The following is a 21234-nucleotide window of genomic DNA, read 5'->3' as shown; positions in this document are numbered from 1 at the left end:
GGTATATGTAATGGCGAATGTACGAACACACAAGGGTATCACACCACAATTTGGCGAACGCTCGTGGGTGGACGAGAGCGCCGTGGTGATCGGCGATGTGCAGATGGGCGAGGACTGCTCGGTCTGGCCGATGACGGTGATTCGCGGCGACATGCACAAGATCCGCATTGGCAACCGCTGCAGCATTCAGGACGGCTCGGTGGTGCACATTACCCACGCCAGCGACTACAACCCCGGCGGCTGGCCAACGACGATCGGGGATGATGTCACCGTCGGCCACAAGGCCCTGTTACACGGTTGCACCATTGGCAGCCGCGTTCTGGTCGGCATGGGCTGTACCGTGATGGATGGCGCCGTGGTGGAAGATGAAGTGATCATCGCCGCCGGCACGCTGGTGCCCCCGGGCAAGCGACTGGAATCCGGTTATCTGTACGTGGGCTCTCCCTGCAAACAGGCCCGGGAACTGACCGATAAGGAAAAAACCTTTTTCAAATACACCGCCGCCAACTACGTCAAACTCAAGGACGAATACCTGAACGGCGACCAGTAAAACCTTTCCGGACCCTCTGCTGATCAAGGTCAACTTTTGATCAGTGGGGGCCTTGAAAACCCGCCAATGCGTCCTACATTCGTGAATAGCACAAGTTCACGGATCCCATCCGGCTGGCGCCACCGGCATGGAGCTGTTCCGCGAGCGAAGCTGAATGAACATCTCAGATTCGTCATCGTCAAAAGGAGGAGTTCCCTATGAGCAATCTGACCCGCTGGAATCCGATCAACGAATTCGATGATCTGATGAACCGCTACAACCGGATGTTCGGCCTGGCCCGCACCACCGGCGAACGGGAAGGCAAGGATCTGTTCAGCCGCAGTGACTGGTCACCAGCGGTGGACATCAAGGAAACCGACAAGGCCTTCACCATCGAAGCCGAGCTGCCGGGCATGAACAAGGATGATGTGAAAGTCACCGTGCACGACGGCGTGCTTTCGATCCAGGGTGAACGTAAGAGCGAAGAGGAAACCGACGACAAGAAGCATCACCGAATTGAGCGCTTCTACGGCAGCTTCCTGCGCCGGTTTACCCTGCCGGACAATGTCGATGAAAACAGCGTGAAGGCAAACTTCAAGGACGGTCTGCTGACGCTGACCATCCAGAAAGCCGAACCGAAAGAGCCAAAGGCCATTGAGGTGGACGTGCAGTAAGCAGTCCTCGAACCCGTTCGAACCTCCGAGGCAGTGCACCGTACCTCCGGGCACTGCCTTTTTTGTGGCTTACCGCCGGATTAAGGCAGGATTTCGATGGGCAGGTCCCGGGTGGGAGCCTGTTCGTCGCATTCCGGGTTACGAATGGAAATCTCCACCCGCCGGTTCTGGGCCCGGTTTTCCGGGGAGTTGTTGGGCACCAGGGGCCGGGTTTCGGCACGGCCGGCGGCCAGCACCCGGTCGGCCGGTATCTCACGATTCATGACCAGCTCATGGACAACGGAGACGGCGCGGGCCGCTGACAGGTCCCAGTTGGATCGATACTGACTGCTGGAAATGGGGCGGTCGTCGGTGTGGCCGGACACCACGATGTCGCCGGTGCAGTTGCCCACCACTTCCACCACCCGCTCAATGATCGGGATCATCTCGGGCTTGATGTTGGCGCTGCCGGAAGGGAAGGTGGCATCTTCCGAGAAACGGATGACCACCTGGTCCTTGTCGTAGTTGATGTGCAGCGCGTCCGAGGCCACTTCGGCTTCCAGCTCCTGAATCAGGCGCTGGGCGAGGTCGAGAACACCGCCAGGAATCTGGGCGGTTTCCGCAGAATCCTCCGAGCGTTCATCAATAAACTCGGGCTCTTGCTGCAAGGTTTCTGTGGGTTCCGGTAATGAAACCGCATCCGACTGCACCTGCGAAACCGGGGAACCACCGATATCTTCGCCGACAACGTTGTCAGTGCCGCCCAGCGCCGCCGACATGGAGTTTGCCATGGCGCGGTATTTTTCAATATCCATCTCGGCAAAAGACAGCAGCAGGATAAAAAAGGTCAACAGCAGGGTGGCCAGATCGGCAAAGGTGACGATCCAGTCCGGGTTGCCCTTTTTCTGGCTTTTCTTTCGCGGAGGCCGTATCGCTCGCAAACCTAGGCCTCCTGCTGCTCATCCAGCTTGGTACGATGCTCTGGCGTCACATAAGAGGAGAGGATTTCGGTCATGACCCGGGGGTTTTCGCCGCGCATGATGCTCTTGATCGAGGTGATGATCAGCATCTGGTTGCGGTATTCATCTTCCGCCTTGAGCTTCAGCTTTTCAGCCAGGGGCAGGGCGATCAACTGGGCGATAAAAGAGCCATAAAGGGTCGTCAGCAGGGCAATGGCCATGGCCGGACCGATGGTGGAGGGGTCGTCCAGGGTTTTCAGCATCTGAACCAGGCCCACGAGGGTCCCGAGCATACCGATGGCCGGGGCCGACTCACCAATACCACTGAAGATCCGCTCCGATACTTCATACCGCTCGGCGGTCTGGTCACTTTCCTGGTACAGGGCTTCTTCCACGGTCTCTGGCGGGTGGCCATCCACGCACAGATTGATGGCTTTTTTCAGGAATTCATCGTCGGTTTCGTGGTTTTCCAGCCCCAGTAGCCCTTCCTTGCGAACAATCCGCCCCAGGGTCGCGGTCTCGCGAATTAACTCGATTGGGCGGGCCAGGTGATCCGTGAAGGTGGCTTTCATGGCCAGCTTGAAGGCACTGAAGACCGAGGCCATACGGAACTTGATCAGGGTGACGGCAAACGTACCACCAACCACAATCGCCAGACCCGGCAAATTGACGAAGGTGTTGATACTGGCGTCCGCCACCATGGCAAGTATGACGATCAGCGTCCCGGCCAGCAGACCAACGAGCGTAAGAATATCCATGCAAAACCCTTTTCAGAGAGCCGGAAGCCGGCTTCAGTCGGTTCTCAATTCGTGGATGACCGGCGCGGTCTGCGGTCGTACCCCGCGCCACGCCTGGAACGATTCAGCCGCCTGTTCCACCAGCATGCCCAGTCCGTCAAACACAGTCGTTGCGCCGTGGTCCAGAGCCCACTGGTTGAAGGTGGTGGTGGTCAGCGAGTACATCATGTCATACACCACGGTATCCGGCCCGATCACCGAATCCCTGAGTGGCGGAAGATCACCCTGCAGGCTGGCACTGGTGCCATTGATAATGACATCAAAGGCGGCTTCCGGCTGCTCGAAACCGCAGGCTTCCAGCCGGGTTGTGCCGGCATCTTCGGCGAACAGGTCCACCAGGGCCTCTGCCTTGATGACCGTGCGGTTGGCGATGGTCAGGGACGCCGGCTGTTCCGCCAGCAATGGCCCCAGCACGCCACGCACGGCACCGCCTGCGCCCAGCACCAATACCCGGGCGTCAGCCAGTCGGACGCCGTGGTTACGGCAAAGATCCCGCACCAGCCCGACACCATCTGTGTTATCGGCCACCAGCACGCCTTCTTGATCCAGGTACAGGGTATTGGCAGCCCCGGCTTTCTGCGCCCGGACGGTTCGATGCCCGGCCAGGTGCCAGGCCTGTTCCTTGAACGGCACGGTGACATTCAGCCCCTTGCCGCCCCGCTCAAAGAAGTGCTCCACAGTGCCGGTAAAGTCGTCCAGCGGCGCCTGGATAGCGGTGTACTCCACCGGCTCGCCGGTTTCACTGGCGAACAGGCTGTGAATGCGCGGTGATTTGCTATGGCTGATCGGGTGGCCGACCACCGCATAGAGTTCGTTATGCATGCTCGTCCTCCAGCCAGTTACGCGCGGTCAGGAAATGCTCGGTTAGCCGGGCTTCCTCGCTGCCCGGCTCCGGATGGCGGTCGTAGTCCCAGCGCACCAGCGGCGGCAGGGACATCAGGATGGACTCGGTGCGACCACCCGACTGCAGGCCAAACAGGGTCCCCCGGTCGTACACCAGGTTAAATTCCACATAGCGGCCCCGGCGATACAACTGGAATTCCCGCTCCCGCTCGCTCCAGGGGTGGTCTTTGCGACGACGGACAATCGGCTCGTAAGCCTCGACGTAGCTGTTGCCCACCGACTGCATAAAGGCAAAATCCCGGTCAAAGTCCCCGGTGTTGTAATCGTCAAAGAACAGGCCGCCAACCCCACGCGGCTCCTGGCGGTGCTTGAGATAGAAGTAGTCGTCGCACCACTGCTTGTACCGGGGATACACCTCTTCGCCAAACGGCGCGCAGGCATCGCGGGCGGTGCGGTGCCATTCAATGCAGTCCTCATCAAAGCCGTAGTAGGGGGTGAGGTCGTAACCGCCACCGAACCAGTACACCGGCGCACCGTCTTTGGGGGTGGCGATGAAAAACCGGACGTTGGCGTGGGAAGTAGGTACGTAGGGGTTTTCCGGGTGAATCACCAGGGACACGCCCATGGCCTGCCAGGGCGCACCCGCCAGGTGGGGGCGGTGAGCCGTGGCGGACGCTGGCATGGTGTCCCCCATGACGTGGGAAAAGTTCACGCCGCCTTTCTCAAATACCGCGCCATCGGCAATTACCCGGCTGATGCCACCGCCGCCTTCCGGACGCTGCCAGCTGTCGCGAATGAACGGTGCCTTGCCATCCACCGCTTCCAGGCGCTGACAAATGGTTTCCTGAAGGCCGAGAAGATACGCTTTAACCGCTTCGGTATCCGGCTGTTGTGACATGAATGCTCCTAACGAAACTGTTTTCCGGTGACAATATCAATAATCCGGCTGGGCTTGCGATTGCCGCCCAGGGCGCCGGGAACGACGTAATCCAGTTGCGGACCAAAATACCGGCGCACCTGCCAGCTATAACGGGCCGGCTGGCGGCCGGCGGGGTTGCAGGACGTGGATACCAGGGGCATGCCGGCGGCGTTGCACAGGGCCTGAACCCCGGAATGATCACTAACGCGCACGGCAATCGAGTCGTGCTGGCCACGTACCCATTCGGGAATCTGGCGGTTCACGTCCGGGAGCAGGCAGGTGACCGGGCCCGGCCAATGACGGATGGCTTCCTGCTGCAATGCCTCGGGCAAAGGGTCCAGCAGAAAACGGATCTGGTCAACCGAGGCCGCCACCAGGATCATGCCCTTTTCAACAGGGCGTTGCTTGAGCGCCAGAATACGCTCAACCGCCGCCTGGTCCCATGGGTCACACCCCAAGCCCCAGACCGCCTCGGTGGGGTAGGCAATCACCCCGCCGGCCAGCAGGATCCGCCGGGCCGTGCTCCGTTGCCATGAATTCAGTGAGGATGTCGCCTGCATAACACGCCCAAACGCTCGTAAAATTACGGACAGCATGCACGGCTCAGGCGATTTTCAGGTAGCCTCCGGGGGCGGCATTGGCCAGCCCCTGCAATTCCAGTAACAGCAAGGACTGCATCAATTGATCCGCGGGCAGGCCGGTTGCCTGGCTCAATGCATCGGTTGACTGGGGATCATACCCCAAAGCCTCGAATACCGCGATTTCCCGCTTATCCAGACCAGTCAGATCCGGCCCTTTGGACACCACCCTGTCGTCAGTGCCGACACCAGGCTCGTGCCACCAGATACCCAGCTCTTCCAGTACATCGTCCGCCGTCTCCACCAAAGTGGCGCCCTGGCGGATGAGCTGGTGACACCCCCGGGCGACGGGACTGTGGACCGAACCGGGAATGGCAAACACTTCCCGCCCCTGTTCCAGGGCCAACCGAGCAGTGATCAGGGAGCCGCTTTTCAGACTAGCCTCCACCACCAGAACGCCACGACTCAGGCCACTGATAATACGGTTTCTTTTGGGGAAGAAGGCCGCCCGGGGCTGGGTACCGGGCGGATATTCAGAGACAATCAAGCCATTGTCGATCACCCGGTGGGCCAGCTTCCGGTGCTGGGCCGGGTAGAGCCTGTCCAGGCCACAGCCTATTACCGCCAGCGTCGGAAAGCCGGCATCCAGGGCGCCGGCGTGGGCGGCGCCATCAATGCCCAGGGCAAGGCCACTGGAGACCAGCAAACCCCGGCGGCCCAGTTCGGCGGCAAAGTGTCGGGCGTGATCCAATCCGGCCCGGGTGGCATTGCGACTGCCGACGATACCGATCTGGTCTTGGACCAACAGGCGGGTATCGCCCAAGCCATACAGCAACAGTGGGGCATCGTGGATTTGTTTGAGTGCGTCGGGGAAATGGTCGTGCCCCTGGCCAACCAGTTCCATACCCTGCTGTTGGCACTGGGCATAAATACGACCGACCTTGGCGAGCACCGGTTGCCCGGTGTCTCCTATCTGCCAGGCGGTCACCGCCTCGACGGTATCCGCGCCCAGGCCCATGGCGCGCAGGGTCGCCGGGTTCATGGACAGCAGATCGGTCAGCTCATCGGTATGAGCGGCGATGCGCTCACGCAGCTTGAGACCAAAACGGGGAAGGAGGGAAAGCAGCAGCCAGGGCGCCTCACTGGCTGACTGCCATTGGCATTCCGACATGGTTCATCCTTGAACAAACGACCGGACCTCATTGTCCGGTCATGGAATCATCAAACGGGTGACCGCTTCAGGGGTTGGCCACCTTGTCACCCACAGACAACGGGCGGGTGGCCTGGAGCACCAGACCGTAACTCATTTTCTCATAGGCCTGGAAAACCATCAGCAGACCAGCGCGCTCGGAGGGCAGCTGGATGGTCTCGTCGGTGACCGGATCGCGCACAAGGTTGCCGCTTTTAAGCACCGCCAGCACATTGCCCGGCTTCATGCCCTCGCGCTCACCACGGTTGATGGCAACCACATCGTACTGGCCGATCTGGGTCACACCGCCGTCCACGGCAATCATCTGGCCTTCAATGTCTGCGTCCGGCGCGCTCGGCACAAAGCTGGTGGTCAGGCGACGATCTTCGCTGACCAACAGGCGGTCACCAATCCGAACCTCTTCATTGGAGCGAGTCAATTCCAGGGTCAGGATGTCGCCCCGCTCCGCCACAATGTTGCCGCCCGCAATACTGCGCGCCTCAAGACCGAGGAACTCACCGGTCTTCGGATCCACGAATTCCTTGGAGCGACGGAAAATGCCCACCCGATCAGCGGAAATTTCGCCCCGGGCATACAGCCGATCACCGCTACCGGTAATAATGCGGCCATCCTCGCCTTCAAGCACGTAAGGCGCACCGTTCAGCTGCGATGGGCTGACAATGCGGGTATCGGTCAGGAAACTGGCAATGGCATCCAGGGGAATGGTCGGGATCGGTGTCTCGATCGGTTCGGAGCGAACTTTCGGCGACAGCTTCACCACATCGTTGCTGGCGACCTTGGTCACCCTGGGCTTGCCATCGATGTACACCAGCGCCAGAACGTCGCCGGGGTAAATCAGGTGCGGGTTGTTCACCTGCGGGTTAACATGCCAGATTTCCGGCCAGTACCACGGATTGTCCAGAAAACGCCCCGAAATGTCCCAAAGGGTGTCTCCCTTGACCACGGTGTAACGCTCGGGATGATCAGACCGCAGTTCCGGATTGGCCTGGGCCCAGGAGGCAAACAGCAGCATCGAGGCTGCCAGAGCGTACAACAGTTTCCTCATTGTCCATGTCCTTGATCGAGAACTTCATTTGAATCTTATTACTTTGCCAATTTCGTTACTATAGAAGAAGACTTATGCTTTGTGTTGTTATCTTTTTGTCCCACCCGGAATTATGTCTGAGCGTTGAAAGTTTTTGACTATCGACTGATCAGTTTGTACTCAATCGACGATTTGTCAGATAATAGGCGTTAACGAAACATTCTGCGCTGTTCCCTGTCTCATTTTCAGAGAAGGATTTAACAATTAAGGAATCGATGAATCAGGGCAGCCTTGAGAACACAGGCCAGACAAAGGGCATTATGATACGAGAAATTCTTGAATACCCGGACCCCAGGCTACGCACCCTTGCCAAGCCGGTGGACGAGGTAACAGACGACATCCGTACACTGATCGACGACATGTTCGAGACCATGTACGATGCCCGCGGCATTGGCTTGGCGGCGACCCAGGTTGACGTGCACAAGCAGGTGATCGTCATGGACCTGTCGGAAGACAAGAGCGAGCCGATGGTGTTCATCAACCCGAAGGTGGAAGTGCTGGATGGCGACCTGGAAGCCATGCAGGAAGGTTGCCTATCGGTCCCCGGCTTTTACGAGGACATCAAACGTATCGAACACTGCCGCATTACGGCCAAAGACCGTAACGGAGAGGAGTTCGAACTGGAAGCCGAAGGCCTGCTGGCCGTGTGCATCCAGCATGAGATGGACCACCTGAATGGCAAACTGTTTGTCGATTACTTGAGCCAGCTCAAGCGAAATCGTATTCGCAAGAAGCTGGAAAAACTGCACAAACAGAGCGCGTAAACCGCGCAATGACTCAGCCAGCATGACAGGACCGGGTTACGACCCGGTCTTTTCGTATTCCAACGACCACACCAACAGAGACCCAGCACCGTGCGCATCGTTTTTGCCGGAACCCCGGATTTTGCCGCCACTGCCCTGAAAGCCCTGATACAAGCCGACCATGACATTGTCGGCGTTTACAGTCAGCCGGACCGCCCTGCCGGGCGAGGGCGCAAACTGGTGCCGGGCCCGGTCAAGCAGGTGGCCCTGGACGCCGACATTCCCGTGTTTCAGCCCCTGAGCCTCAAACCGGAAGAAGCGCAGCAGGAACTGGCCCAGCTCAAACCCGATGTAATGATCGTCGCGGCCTACGGCCTGATCCTGCCCAAGGCGGTGCTGGATATCCCCACCCACGGCTGCCTGAACATCCACGCCTCCCTGTTGCCCCGCTGGCGCGGCGCAGCGCCCATTCATCGGGCCATTGCCGCCGGTGACAGCGAAACCGGCATCACCATCATGCAAATGGACGAAGGTCTGGACACCGGCGATATGTTGCTGAAGGTCACCACCCCCATCCAGCCGGATGACACCGGCGGCAGCCTGCACGATCGTCTGGCCGACCTGGGTAGCGAAGCCATTGTCGAGGCCCTGGATAAGTTGCAAAAAGGCGAACTGAGCCCCGAGCCGCAAAATAACGACGAGGCCTGTTACGCTCATAAACTGTCGAAAGAAGAAGGTCACCTGGACTGGCAGCGCAATGCCGATGAGCTGGCCCGACTGGTGCGTGCTTTCAATCCCTGGCCCGGCACCTTTACCGACCTGGGCGACCAGCGCATTCGATTTCATCTGGCCGAGGCACTGAATCAGGACAGCGGCCAGGCGCCAGGCACCGTCCTCAAGCGCGAACGGGACGGCATTGATATCGCCTGCGGCAGTGGCACCCTGCGCGTGACCCGGGTACAACTGCCCGGCACCCGGGCCCAGAGCGTAAATGACCTGATCAACGGCGGTAAGCCGGTGCTCATGCCCGGCCAGGAGCTGCACTGACCATGGCCGGACACTCCCTGCCCCTGCGCGCACTGGCTGCCCGGGTCCTGCTGGCGGTGGAAAACGGCCAGTCCCTGAGCCAATGCCTGCCATCGGCCCTGAACCAGTTATCCCCAGAGCAACGCCCCCAACTTCAGGCCCTTTGCTACGGCAGCTGCCGCTGGTTTCATCGCCTGGAAGGCGAACTCAACAGTCGGCTGAAAAAGCCCCTGCGCAAACCTGACCGCGTCATCCACCACCTCATGCTGGTGGCGCTGTTCCAGCTGCGGTTCAGCGAGCAGGCCACCTATGCCGTCCTGAATGAAACCGTGGAAGCCTGCAAGGCCCTGGACAAGCCGCACCTGACTGGCTTGGTGAACGGTGTACTACGCCGGGCCGAACGGGAAGGCGCGCCGGAGCCTGCCAACGACAGCAGCGCTTTCAGTCATCCGGTCTGGATGGTGGAAAAGTTGCGCCACAACTGGCCGGACGACTGGCAGGCCATTCTCGAGGCCAACAACCAGCAGGCCCCCATGACGCTGCGGGTCAACGCCCGTCGGTTTCGCCGCGATGAGTACCTGAATTTACTGAAGGAAGCCGGAATCGAGGCGCAAGCCACCCGTTTCGCCCCGCATGGCATCCAGCTGCAACAACCGGTACCGGTCGACCAACTGCCCTGGTTTGCCGATGGCGCCGTCAGTGTCCAGGACGAAGCGGCCCAACTTTGCACCACCTTGCTGGATCTGCAACCCGGGCAGCGGGTACTGGACGCCTGTGCCGCCCCGGGCGGTAAAACCTGTGCGATTCTGGAATCGGAACCGGCACTCTCCGAGGTCGTGGCCATTGATGAATCCGCCGAGCGTCTGCCCCGGATTGACGAAAATCTGGAACGCCTGGACCTGACCGCCACCCTGAAACAGGCGGATGCCGCCAACACGGAACAATGGTGGGATGGAGCGTACTTCGACCGCATTCTGCTGGACGTGCCCTGCAGTGCCACCGGTGTCATTCGCCGACACCCGGACATCAAACTGTTGCGCCGGGAATCCGACATCGTGCCTCTGGCCAATACCCAGCTTGGCCTGTTGAAGGCGATGTGGGACATCCTGGCCCCCGGCGGCCGGCTGGTGTACGCAACCTGCTCTGTGTTTGTGCAGGAAAATCACCGTATAATTGAGCGATTCCTGAAACAGCAGGAACAGGCGCGGCTGGTTGGCATTGACGCGGACTGGGGCCGGGACATGGCCGCCGGCCGACAGCTGTTACCGGACCCGAACAGCCACGACGGCTTTTTCTACGCTGTGTTGGAGAAACCAGAAGCATGAAAATCCTGATTCTCGGAGCCGGCCAGGTAGGCGGCACCCTGGCGGAAAACCTCGCCAACGAAGCCAACGACATTACCGTCGTGGACAGCGACAGCGTCCGCCTTCGGGAACTTCAGGACCGGCTGGACATCCGAACGATCCATGGCCCGGCCTCGTACCCCACCATCCTCGTGGATGCCGGTGCCGAGGATGCCGACATGATCATCGCCGTCACCAACAGCGATGAAACCAACATGGTCGCCTGCCAGGTCTCCAAACTGCTGTACAAGACCCCGACCACCATCTGCCGGGTGCGGGCCAACGCCTACCTGGCCAAGCGTGAGCTGTTCTACGACCGCGATGCCGTCACCGAGCCGGACAAACTCCGGGGCTTTCCCATCGACGTCACCATCAGTCCCGAGCACCTGGTCACCAAGCACATCACACGCCTGATCGAATACCCCGGCACCCTGCAGGTGCTGGAATTCTCCAAGGGGCTGGTCCGGCTGGTCGCCATCCAGGCCACCAAAGGCGGGCCTCTGGTGGGCCACGAGCTGTCCTACCTGCGCAGCCACATGCCCCGGATCGACACCCGCGTGGCGGCCATTTTCCGCAAGGGCCGGGCGATCATGCCCCAGGGCGACACGGTGATCGAAGACGGCGACGAAATCTTCTTCATCGCCGCCGCCGACCACATCCGCTCGGTGATGAGCGAACTGCAGCCACTGGTCAAACCCTACCGTCGTATCTTTATCTGTGGCGGCGGCAACATTGGCTTCCGACTCGCCAGTTCCCTGGAAAACCGGTTCCACGTAAAGATCCTGGACCGCAACCACGACCGCTGCGTGATGCTCTCTGAACGCCTGAAGAAGACTGTGGTTCTGGAAGGCAACGCCGCCAACAAGGACATCCTGCTGGAAGAAAACATCGAGAACACCGATGTCTTCTGCGCCGTCACTAACGACGACGAAGCCAACATCATGGCCTCGTTGCTGGCCAAGCGCCTGGGCGCCCGAAAGGTCCTGACCCTGATCAACAACCCCGATTACGTGGATCTGATCCAGGGCGGTGATATAGATGTGGCCATTTCCCCCCAGCAGACCACCATCGGCAGCCTGTTGACCCACGTGCGCCGGGGCGATGTGGTGAACGTTCACTCCCTACGCCGGGGCGCCGCCGAAGCCATCGAGGCCATCGCCCATGGCGATCACCGGTCCTCGAAAGTGGTCGGCAAACGGCTGGACGAAATCCAACTGCCCGAAGGCACCACCATCGGCGCTATTGTCCGAAACAATGAGGTGTTGATCGCCCACGATCACATCCGGGTCCAGCCCGATGACCACGTGATCCTGTTCCTGGTGGACAAATCCAGGATTCGCGAGGTGGAGAAGCTGTTCCAGGTGGGCCTCACCTTCTTCTGATTGACCTCAGGCAAAACAAGAACCTGGCCGGCACTTAGAAATACCGTGCCGGCCCGCGTATAATGCGCGTTTTCAAATTTTCCGTGTTTTGAATTTCAAAGTGCTCCGAGAGCGGGGCGCCACACACAGACTGATCAGCAGGCAACCGTCGTGACAGACAAGGCAACCAACAACTCCGCGCCGGATCTCCAGACCTTCCAGGGTCTGATCCTGGCACTGCAGAATTTCTGGGCGCAGCACGGCTGCGTGGTTCTCCAGCCCCTGGACATGGAAGTGGGCGCCGGCACCTTCCACCCGGCCACCTTCCTGCGCTCCATCGGTCCGGAAACCTGGAACTCCGCCTACGTACAGCCAAGCCGCCGCCCCACCGACGGCCGCTACGGCGAAAACCCGAACCGCCTTCAACACTACTACCAGTTCCAGGTGGTTCTGAAGCCGTCCCCGGACAACATCCAGGAGCTGTACCTGGACTCTCTGCGCGCCCTGGGCCTGGACCCGCTGGTGCACGACATCCGCTTTGTGGAAGACAACTGGGAATCGCCCACCCTGGGCGCCTGGGGCCTGGGCTGGGAAATCTGGCTCAACGGCATGGAAGTGACCCAGTTCACCTATTTCCAGCAGGTGGGCGGCCTGGAATGCTACCCGGTCACCGGCGAGCTGACCTACGGCCTGGAGCGCATCGCCATGTACCTGCAGGGCGTGGACAGCGTGTACGACCTGGTCTGGACCAAGGGCCCGGACGGCGTGGTCACCTATGGCGACGTGTTCCACCAGCAGGAAGTGGAAATGTCCACCTACAACTTCGAACAGGCCGACACCGAGTTCCTGTTCCACAGCTTTGATGTCCATGAGCGCGAAAGCGCCCGCCTGATCGAAGCCGGCCTGCCGCTGCCGGCCTACGAGCAGGTCCTCAAAGCCTCCCATACTTTCAACCTGCTGGACGCCCGCCACGCCATCTCAGTGACCGAGCGCCAGCGTTTCATCCTGCGCGTACGCACCCTGGCGCGTTCCGTCGCACAGGCCTACTTCGACAGCCGCCGCAAACTCGGCTTCCCGCTGGCGCCCGAGGCCCTGCGCAAGGAAGTCCTGGCCGCCGCCGAGGCCGCTGACGCCAAGGCCGCCAAGAAGAAAGGCAAGAAATCCAAGCAGGCACCGCAGGAACAGGGGAACGCATAACCATGGCTACACAGGATTTTCTGGTTGAACTGGGCACCGAAGAGCTGCCCCCGAAAGCGCTCAAGCCACTGTCGGACGCCTTTACCCAGGGCATTGCCAAAGGCCTGGAAGACGCTGGCGTGGAATTTGGCAAGGTCGAAGCCTTCGCTGCGCCCCGTCGCCTGGCCGTGCGCATCCGTGACCTGGCCGACGCCCAGCCGGACAAGGCCGTAGAGAAGCGCGGCCCGGCGGTAAAAGCGGCGTTTGATGATTCCGGCAACCCGACCCGGGCACTGACCGGTTTCGCCACCTCCCTGGGCATTACCCCGGACCAGCTCGACACCATGGAAACCGACAAGGGTGCCTGGGTGGTGTACCGCACCGTGGAGCAGGGCAAACCCACCGTGGAGCTGCTTCCAGAACTTGTGGACAAATCCCTGGCAGCCCTGCCCATTCCCAAGCGCATGCGCTGGGGCGCCCACCGCACCGAATTCGTGCGCCCGGTGCACTGGCTGATCATGCTGTTCGGCAACAAGGTGATCGACACCCCGATCATGAACCTGACCCCGGGCAACACCACCCGTGGCCACCGCTTCCATTGCCCGAAGGAGCTGATTGTTCCCACCCCGGGCGATTACGAAGTGGTGCTGAAGGAAGAAGGCTGTGTGCTCGCGGACTTCGCCGAGCGCCGCGAGCAGATCCGCCGGGGCGTAACCGAGCTGGCCGAGAAGGAAGCCGGCGGCAAGGCGGTGATCAGCGATGACCTGCTGGACGAAGTGACCGCCCTGAACGAATGGCCGGTGCCACTGATGGGCCGCTTCGAGGAGCGCTTCCTGGACGTGCCCGCCGAGGCACTGATCTCCTCCATGGAAGAGCACCAGAAGTACTTCCACGTGGTGGCCGCCGATGGCGAAATGCTGCCGCTGTTCATCACCGTGGCCAACATCGAGAGCAAAGACCCGGCCCAGGTGATCTCCGGTAACGAAAAGGTGATTCGTCCGCGCCTGGCCGACGCTGCCTTCTTCTACGACACCGACCGCAAGAGCCGTCTGGAAGACCGCATCGACGCGCTCAAGCCCATCGTGTTTCAGGACAAGCTGGGCAGCATCTACGACAAATCCGTGCGGGTGGCCGCCCTGGCGAAGAAAATCGCCGACGCCATCGACAGCGACCCGGCCCTGGCCGAGCGCGCCGCCATGCTGGCCAAGACCGACCTGGTCACTGAAATGGTGCTGGAGTTCACCGACCTGCAGGGCATCATGGGGCAGTACTACGCCGCCAACGACGGCGAACACGAGGATGTGGCCAAAGCCCTGAACGAGCAGTACATGCCGCGCTTTGCCGGCGACGACCTGCCGTCCACCCTGACCGGCTGCGCCGTGGCCATCGCAGACCGCATCGACTCGCTGGTGGGCCTGTTCGGCATCAACCAGCCGCCCTCCGGTACCCGTGACCCGTTCGGCCTACGCCGTGCGTCTCTCGGTGTGCTGCGCATCATCATCGAGCGGGAACTGCCGCTGGATCTGCAAACCCTGTGCGAGTGGGCCGAAGAGAACTTCACGGTACTGACCGAACAGAACACCGCCAGCACCGTGGTGGACTACATGCTCGAGCGCTTCCGCGCGCACTACGACGAGCAGGGCATCAGTGCCGAGGTCTACCTGGCCGTGCACGCCCGCCGTCCGACACGGCCGCTGGACTTCGACCGCCGCGTGAAAGCCGTGGAAGCCTTCCGCCAGCTGCCCGAAGCCCAGGCCCTGGCCGGCGCCAACAAGCGGGTGTCCAACATTCTGACCAAACAGGGCGGTGACAGCATCGGTGAGACCGTCGACAGCAGCCTGCTGCAGGACCCCGCCGAGCAAACCCTGGCCGAGCAGGTGAACGCCCAGGCCGACAAAGTGGTGCCGCTGTTCGAGCAGGGCGACTACGCCAGCGCCCTTAGCTCACTGGCCAGCCTGCGTGCGCCGGTGGACACCTTCTTCGACGAGGTCATGGTCATGGCCGACGACGAAGCGGTGCGCAACAACCGCCTGGCGTTGCTCAACCGCCTGCGCAACCTGTTCCTGCGGGTGGCGGACATCTCCCTGCTGCCCACTGCGGGCTGATCAGGGCGCGGAGCCGCTGCTCCGCAGTTGTAAGGACAAATTTCCCCAGGGAAGGGGGTAGCATTCAGCGGCCGAATGAGTATAATACCGGCCGTTGTTCGGCGTGTGGCGCAGCTTGGTAGCGCACTTCGTTCGGGACGAAGGGGTCGCAGGTTCGAATCCTGCCACGCCGACCACTTTCCCTTCTTGTTTTCCCTTTTTTAGTTTTCCAACACTGTTTCATTTGGGGTTCTTCACCCTAAGCTTCATGAATTTCTGTATCCTTAGTTAATCTGCTCATGATTGAAGGGGTATTTTGATGAATGAGGCCATCGCCCGGCTACGTCAGTTCCGGGATGAGAGAGACTGGAAACAATTCCACAATCCGAAAGACCTATCACTGGCCCTGAGTATCGAAGCGTCTGAGCTGCTCGAACTGTTCCTGTGGAAATCACCGGAACAAGCCGATATCAATAAAGTGAAAGAAGAGCTGGCCGATGTCGTCGCCTACGCACTGCTTTTGGCGGACAGCTACGATCTGGATATCGAACAGATCGTCCTCGACAAGATTGGCCTGAACGAAAAGAAATACCCCGTCAGCAAGGCCAAAGGTACTGCGAGGAAGTACACCGAGCTATGAGTCACTCGCCGATGGTAGAGGTACAGCGCTACCCATTTGGTCAGCACGCTTTCAATGATCTGCGTGATAATGCCTTTGCCACGAGTAACTGGCCATTGGTCTACGTACTCAGTGATGAAAAACACCTGCGCGCCTATATCGGTGAAACCACGGATACGCTCACCCGCATGAGCACCCACCTGAAACACGACGAGAAGCGGTTACTGACTGCGGTTCACTTGATTACCAGCGAGTATTTCAACAAATCCGCCACGCTTGATGTGGAATCTATGCTGATCAAGTACATGGCAGCCGATGGTAAATACACGCTGCTAAACGGTAACCTGGGGCTGGCAGATCACAACTATTACCAGCGTGATGAACTTTATGAAGAGGTATTCCGGGAAGTCTGGAACCGGTTGATTGCTAAGGGTGTTGTGTCGCGCACTCTGGATCATCTTGATAACTCCGATATTTTCAAATATTCGCCCTACAAATCCCTGTCATTCGATCAACGTCAGGGACTGCTCACCATATTGCATGAGCTCACCAACCCCGATGTCCAGAATATTTTGGTGGAAGGGGGAGCTGGAACCGGCAAGTCTGTCTTGGCCATTTTTCTTTTCAAACTACTAACTTCAGAAGATCATCAGATCAGCCTGCGAGAATTCTCCGATGAAGAGGCCGAAATCAAATCGCTGCTGGCATCGCTCAGGCAGACCTTACCCAATCCGAAAATGGCGCTGGTCGTTCCCATGACCTCCTTCCGGACTACCCTGAAGAAGGCGTTCAAACACGTTTCCGGGCTTAGCCCCAACATGGTGATCAGCCCGTCCGAGCTGACCAAACAGCACTACGACATTGTACTTGTGGACGAATCCCACCGTCTGCGCAAGCGCAAGAATCTGGGTGCGTATTTCGGCAGCTTTGACAAAGCCTGTGAGGCTTTGGGCATGGACAAGCACACCTGCAGTGAAGTGGATTGGGTTTGCAAGCAGGCGAACAAAGCGATTTTTTTCTACGACGAAAGCCAGTCCATCAAACCTTCCGATGCCGATGTCGACGTATTCCAGCGGTTGAAATCTGCCAAGAGCTCGGCAACACACCGGTTGCTGTCTCAATTTCGGGTCAAGGCCGGGCAACCCTATGTGGAGTTTGTGGATAATTTGCTGAATGGTCGTATTGATGACGACGAGGTGTTCACCGCCAAGAACTACGAATTTGAAGTGTTTGATTCGCTCAGTGACATGGTCCAGACGATTCATGAGAAAGAGGAGCAGGTTGGACTGTCCAGACTAATCGCCGGCTATTCCTGGCCTTGGGCCTCCAAAAAAGATGCTGAGGCCTATGACATCGTGATCGGTGATGTTCGGCTTCGCTGGAACAGCACCAACACTGACTGGATTAACAAAACAGGCTCACACAAGGAAGTAGGCTGTATTCATACCACTCAGGGCTACGACCTGAACTACGCCGGCATTATCTTCGGCGAAGAGATACGGTATGACCCGGAAAGCCAGTCTATCGTGATCGAGCAAGACAACTATCATGATCGCACCGGCAGGCAAGGTATCAAAGACCCGGCAGAGCTGCAGCATTACATCATCAACATTTACCGCACCATCATGCTCCGAGGCATTCGTGGCACCTTTTTATACGCTTGTGACGATGCTTTGCGGGAATACCTCAAACAGCACATTCCGGTTCACAACGTTGGCCAGATACAGCCTGAAGAGAACAACGTGGTCGAGCTTGAACCTTATGTGAACTCCGTGCCGCTGTTCGACCTGCAAGCCGCCGCAGGAGAGTTCGGTACACTCAATGATGTAAGTGATCTTGACCCAGATAAACACGAGGAATGGGTCGCGGTGCCCGAGGGAGTTCGGGTGCACAAGGACATGTTTGCCTGCCAGGTGATCGGCGAATCCATGAACCGGGTTATTCCGAACGGTGCCCTTTGCCTGTTCCGGACAGATCTCGGCGGTTCCCGAAGTGGCAAGACCGTACTGGTAGAGTGCATCGACAGCGTTGATGCCGACTCCGGTTCACGCTACACCGTGAAGGTTTACGAAAGCTTCAAAACCGAAGACGAATACGGCTGGCGTCACCAACGCATTCAATTGAAACCCAACTCATACGATAACGATTTTCAGCCCATTGAACTGTCGGATCATCAAGATCAGCAATATCGGGTGGTTGGGGAATTTATTTGCCTGATTGAGCAAAGCCAGTGACCAATTAGAGCTCTTAAACTGACAGATGTCTCCGGAACAGCACCAATATCAGGTGCTTCATCAGGTCAGGCATGCTTTCCCTTTGAGTTGGAGCGGTTTCAGGCGTCTTCATCGGGTGGAAACATCTGTTCCTGAACCGCGGGCGGTTCAATATCTGCCAGCGACCTTACGATTAATCCCCTGGCGCTGGCGATTTTGCGAAGTGACTCATCATGCGACCAGACTTCATCCGCCATGGCAGCAAGTGCAATAGCGACGATCTGTCGGTCGTACTTGAGCTTGCTGGCAACCTGCTCCGGTGAGATCTGGGCCAGCTCTTTGCGGTCTGGAAGCTGAGCACATTCAATCGCGGCGGCGGTGTCAAAGTCCACAATTTCAAAACAGGCACTGCCATTAAGAACATCCAGATAATCCTGATATCTGGATACTTCCACACCAATTAGAAATTCTGAGAGGACCGGTGCCGGAATCAGGATCAGGGCGTTTTGCCTTTCTGCCTCTGCGACGAATGCCTGGGCGCTTTCATCAACGCGCTCCAATACACTCTTTGTATCTGGATGGGTAAGCCCCGTCGAGTTCGGGGCGAGCATCTGTATGAGGATGTTGTTATCAACTAATAATCTCAAATCAGCCCCTCAAATCCCTGGCCACTCCATGCGGATCTTCCATGTCCGCCCATTTCAAACCGCCAATTGTCTGAAGCCGGCCTACAACGCCGCCAATCCTGGCGGTATCAAGCTCCTGATAAGATTCGATTCTGAGCTTTTTGAGCTTCCAAACACCCTCGGGTGAACGCTCCCAGGTGCCATGCCCACTAACCCGAACCTGCTTAAACAGCAGGGCCGACAGCGCTTGGGCAATATCAATCGACGCTTCACAACGGAGCGTTTCCCCATTAGCCCCTTCCAGGCTTACAGGAATGGTGTCATCTTTGCCCCCAACCCGGTACAAACGCCCCTGGACAGAGCCCGGTTTGTTTACCACCAATGGCTTCTCATCATCCGAACGTTTTTTAAACGACAGTATTCTAGTGTCCGTATCGTTCAAAATCGCACCTCCTGTGCCATCCTGATCCATGAGCTCCCCTAGGTTACGATAGGCCAATTGCTGTTTTTTCGTGCCCATGCCGTTGGGTACTTCCCGCACGTGTGTGAGTACCTTCTGGTAATAAAGGTCTTCAATATCCACATTCAGCTTGGCGCTGCCCTCTTCGACCGAGTCAAAATGCACATGCTCCACCTCTCCCAGCATGTCGGAGAGGCAGGCAATGTACTGGCCCAACCGCTTCATTGAGAGCGTGTCAGGAGTACGATCATTTAATTTCAGGGTCAGCTTTTTCATAAACGTGATTATAGAAGGGCATTGGCCTACTTACTACCAACTGACCTTTCGAAGCTCCCTGCGTCACGAAACCGTCAACTTCCCGCAACAAACACGTCATCTGACTGCGATATCAAAGAGCTCTCATTAAAAGGGAGCAACCGTCATGTCAGATCAATCCTCCTTGCTGGTCGAAAAGCTGTGGCAACTGAAACGCCGCGTCGACAAAGGCCAGTGTCCGGGCGTGGATTTCGTGCATCTCAATGTCCTACTCAGAGAGCCGGTGTACCGCGCGGACGTGCTCAGAAGGGTGGAAGCCAACGGCACGCCGGAACTGCGGGCCCTGGCACGGGAAATCCTGGCCAGCGATAACGGGCAGGCCCTGCTGGCGCAATCATCAAGCCGTGACACGCAAAGGTTGGAAGAACCCAGTCGTCGCCCCCGCCGAAGCTGGCTGGGGCGACGCGCCATGGTGCTGGTGCCAACCCTGGTGGTGGGCATCGCCCTTGCCGCCGGCTTCACCGCATTTGAAAACCGCGCCATCCGCATCGATACCGACATCACCACCGACACCGTCTGGGAAACCGGCAACCGCTACGTGCTGGAAGACAAGATCTTTGTGGAAAATGCCGCACTGACCATCGAACCTGGCGTCGTTATTGAGGGTGAAGCCGGTTCGGCACTGATCGTGGCCCAGAGCGCCCGACTTTTCGCCCGTGGCAGTCGTCAGGAGCCCGTGGTCTTTACCAGCGCCAAATCCGAAGGCGAACGCGCCCGCGGCGACTGGGGCGGCGTGGTGCTGCTGGGCAAGGCGCCGGTGAACCAGACCGATGCCCGCATCGAGGGGCTGTCGGAAACCGATGCCCGGGGCCGGTTTGGTGGCTCCGATGAAAAGCACAGCTGTGGCGTGCTCCAGTACACCCGCATTGAGTTCGCTGGCTTCGAAGTCTATAAGAACAACGAACTTAATGGCCTGACCCTGGGCGGCTGCGGCTCCAACACCATTGTCCAGAATGTACAGGTGCATCGGGCACTGGACGATGGCATCGAAATGTTCGGCGGCACTGTCGACCTGAAAAACATCCTGATCACCGGCGCAGCCGATGACAGCATTGACTGGGACTGGGGTTGGCAGGGCCGCGTGCAATTTGCCGTGATCCAGCAACACCCGGACACCGGCGACCACGCCTTCGAAGGCGACAACAACGGCGATGATCACAACGCCCAACCACGCTCGACGCCTTCGTTCTACAATGTCACCGTGTATGGCAATGGCAACGCCGCGAAAAAGCACCGCGCCATCCTGCTGCGGGAAGGCTCCGGTGGGCACTTCCACAACATGATCATCGACAGTTACGCCATTGAGGTGATGGATACCCGCGATGAGGTGCAGGGACTGGTCGAGTCAGGCGACCTCACTTTCAGTCACAACGTGCTGGCCAACAATAATGGTCTTGATCAGCGTTCGTCAGAAATAGGCGCCGATGATGATGACGGTGGTTTTGACGAGGCCCAGTGGCTGACCGGCCCCAGCCACAAGAATACGCTCATGTCCGCCAGCGGGTTGCATCCGACGGTCAGCAACATCCTGGCGCCACACTTCCGCTCTCGCGGTCTGCCTCCGGGTGTTATTTCCAAAACGATACCCAAGAGCGAATTCTTTGATGAATCGGCGGATTACCCCGGCGCCATCAATCCAAGGGCCAGCAGCACCTGGCTGGATGACTGGACCGCCTATCCGGAGGCCTGACGCGCC

20 protein-coding genes and 1 tRNA gene are annotated in these 21234 nt (G+C 58.9%); 12 read left to right on the top strand and 9 right to left on the bottom strand.

The annotated features are described in order from the left end of the window. Positions 1-10: 10 nt before the first annotated feature. A complete protein-coding gene (locus BY454_RS10120) occupies positions 11-550 on the top strand; it encodes a gamma carbonic anhydrase family protein (RefSeq protein ID WP_104416428.1) in 540 nt (179 codons plus the stop codon). Positions 551-747: 197 nt separating this feature from the next. Continuing rightward, positions 748-1203, top strand: coding sequence for an Hsp20/alpha crystallin family protein (locus BY454_RS10115; protein ID WP_104416429.1), 456 nt, complete (start codon positions 748-750; stop codon positions 1201-1203). Between the two features lie 80 nt (positions 1204-1283). On the opposite strand, the gene BY454_RS10110 is transcribed toward BY454_RS10115, so the two are convergent. The 7 genes from BY454_RS10110 to BY454_RS10080 all read right to left on the bottom strand — a co-directional run bounded on the left by BY454_RS10110 (position 1284) and on the right by BY454_RS10080 (position 7533). After that, positions 1284-2123, bottom strand: coding sequence for a flagellar motor protein MotB (locus tag BY454_RS10110; RefSeq protein WP_104416430.1), 840 nt, complete (start codon positions 2121-2123; stop codon positions 1284-1286). Positions 2124-2125: 2 nt separating this feature from the next. Continuing rightward, entirely contained in the window at positions 2126-2899 is a 774-nt protein-coding gene (locus tag BY454_RS10105; protein WP_104416431.1) for a motility protein A, read from the bottom strand. A gap of 33 nt (positions 2900-2932) precedes the next feature. Continuing rightward, entirely contained in the window at positions 2933-3760 is an 828-nt protein-coding gene (gene aroE / locus BY454_RS10100) for a shikimate dehydrogenase (RefSeq protein WP_104416432.1), read from the bottom strand. Further along, positions 3753-4679 carry an oxygen-dependent coproporphyrinogen oxidase gene (gene hemF, locus BY454_RS10095; protein ID WP_104416433.1) on the bottom strand — a complete coding sequence of 309 codons (927 nt, stop codon included), beginning with the start codon at positions 4677-4679 and terminating at the stop codon, positions 3753-3755. Before hemF ends, aroE begins: the two co-directional genes overlap by 8 nt. 8 nt (positions 4680-4687) lie before the next feature. Beyond that, positions 4688-5260 carry an L-threonylcarbamoyladenylate synthase gene (locus tag BY454_RS10090; protein ID WP_104416452.1) on the bottom strand — a complete coding sequence of 191 codons (573 nt, stop codon included), beginning with the start codon at positions 5258-5260 and terminating at the stop codon, positions 4688-4690. Between the two features lie 43 nt (positions 5261-5303). Next, positions 5304-6449: a DNA-processing protein DprA gene (dprA, locus tag BY454_RS10085; RefSeq protein ID WP_104416434.1), complete on the bottom strand. Its 1146-nt coding sequence runs from the start codon at positions 6447-6449 to the stop codon at positions 5304-5306. Between the two features lie 67 nt (positions 6450-6516). Beyond that, positions 6517-7533, bottom strand: coding sequence for a LysM peptidoglycan-binding domain-containing protein (locus BY454_RS10080; protein WP_104416435.1), 1017 nt, complete (start codon positions 7531-7533; stop codon positions 6517-6519). A gap of 296 nt (positions 7534-7829) precedes the next feature. Here BY454_RS10080 and def point away from each other — a divergent pair, with 296 nt between their 5' ends. The 9 genes from def to BY454_RS10035 all read left to right on the top strand — a co-directional run bounded on the left by def (position 7830) and on the right by BY454_RS10035 (position 18158). Further along, complete coding sequence (gene def, locus BY454_RS10075; RefSeq protein WP_219820628.1) at positions 7830-8336, top strand: peptide deformylase; 507 nt, start codon at positions 7830-7832, stop codon at positions 8334-8336. Between the two features lie 90 nt (positions 8337-8426). Then, on the top strand, positions 8427-9362 hold the full coding sequence (gene fmt / locus BY454_RS10070) for a methionyl-tRNA formyltransferase (protein ID WP_104416436.1): 936 nt from the start codon (positions 8427-8429) through the stop codon (positions 9360-9362). Between the two features lie 2 nt (positions 9363-9364). Next, complete coding sequence (gene rsmB, locus BY454_RS10065; RefSeq protein WP_104416437.1) at positions 9365-10666, top strand: 16S rRNA (cytosine(967)-C(5))-methyltransferase RsmB; 1302 nt, start codon at positions 9365-9367, stop codon at positions 10664-10666. Beyond that, a complete protein-coding gene (gene trkA, locus BY454_RS10060) occupies positions 10663-12066 on the top strand; it encodes a Trk system potassium transporter TrkA (RefSeq protein WP_104416438.1) in 1404 nt (467 codons plus the stop codon). Before rsmB ends, trkA begins: the two co-directional genes overlap by 4 nt. Before the next feature lie 150 nt (positions 12067-12216). Next, positions 12217-13242, top strand: coding sequence for a glycine--tRNA ligase subunit alpha (gene glyQ / locus BY454_RS10055; protein ID WP_104416439.1), 1026 nt, complete (start codon positions 12217-12219; stop codon positions 13240-13242). A 2-nt stretch (positions 13243-13244) separates the two neighbouring features. Continuing rightward, entirely contained in the window at positions 13245-15326 is a 2082-nt protein-coding gene (glyS, locus tag BY454_RS10050; protein ID WP_104416440.1) for a glycine--tRNA ligase subunit beta, read from the top strand. A gap of 99 nt (positions 15327-15425) precedes the next feature. Further along, a tRNA-Pro gene (locus BY454_RS10045) sits at positions 15426-15502 on the top strand. A gap of 122 nt (positions 15503-15624) precedes the next feature. Then, a complete protein-coding gene (locus BY454_RS10040; RefSeq protein WP_104416441.1) occupies positions 15625-15945 on the top strand; it encodes a nucleotide pyrophosphohydrolase in 321 nt (106 codons plus the stop codon). Beyond that, entirely contained in the window at positions 15942-18158 is a 2217-nt protein-coding gene (locus BY454_RS10035; RefSeq protein ID WP_104416442.1) for a DNA/RNA helicase domain-containing protein, read from the top strand. The genes BY454_RS10040 and BY454_RS10035 overlap by 4 nt, the downstream gene beginning before the upstream one ends. 98 nt (positions 18159-18256) lie before the next feature. Here the strand turns inward: BY454_RS10035 and BY454_RS10030 are convergent, their stop codons facing one another. After that, positions 18257-18697, bottom strand: a complete 441-nt coding sequence (locus tag BY454_RS10030; RefSeq protein ID WP_374953548.1) for a PIN domain-containing protein — start codon at positions 18695-18697, stop codon at positions 18257-18259. A gap of 88 nt (positions 18698-18785) precedes the next feature. After that, a complete protein-coding gene (locus BY454_RS10025) occupies positions 18786-19499 on the bottom strand; it encodes a hypothetical protein (protein WP_181049684.1) in 714 nt (237 codons plus the stop codon). Between the two features lie 145 nt (positions 19500-19644). Here BY454_RS10025 and BY454_RS10020 point away from each other — a divergent pair, with 145 nt between their 5' ends. Next, on the top strand, positions 19645-21228 hold the full coding sequence (locus BY454_RS10020) for a hypothetical protein (RefSeq protein WP_104416445.1): 1584 nt from the start codon (positions 19645-19647) through the stop codon (positions 21226-21228). Positions 21229-21234: the final 6 nt, after the last annotated feature.

Source organism: Marinobacter persicus, assembly GCF_002934325.1.
Classification (GTDB): Bacteria; Pseudomonadota; Gammaproteobacteria; order Pseudomonadales; family Oleiphilaceae; genus Marinobacter; species Marinobacter persicus_A.
This window is presented reverse-complemented; position numbering and strand designations above follow the sequence as displayed.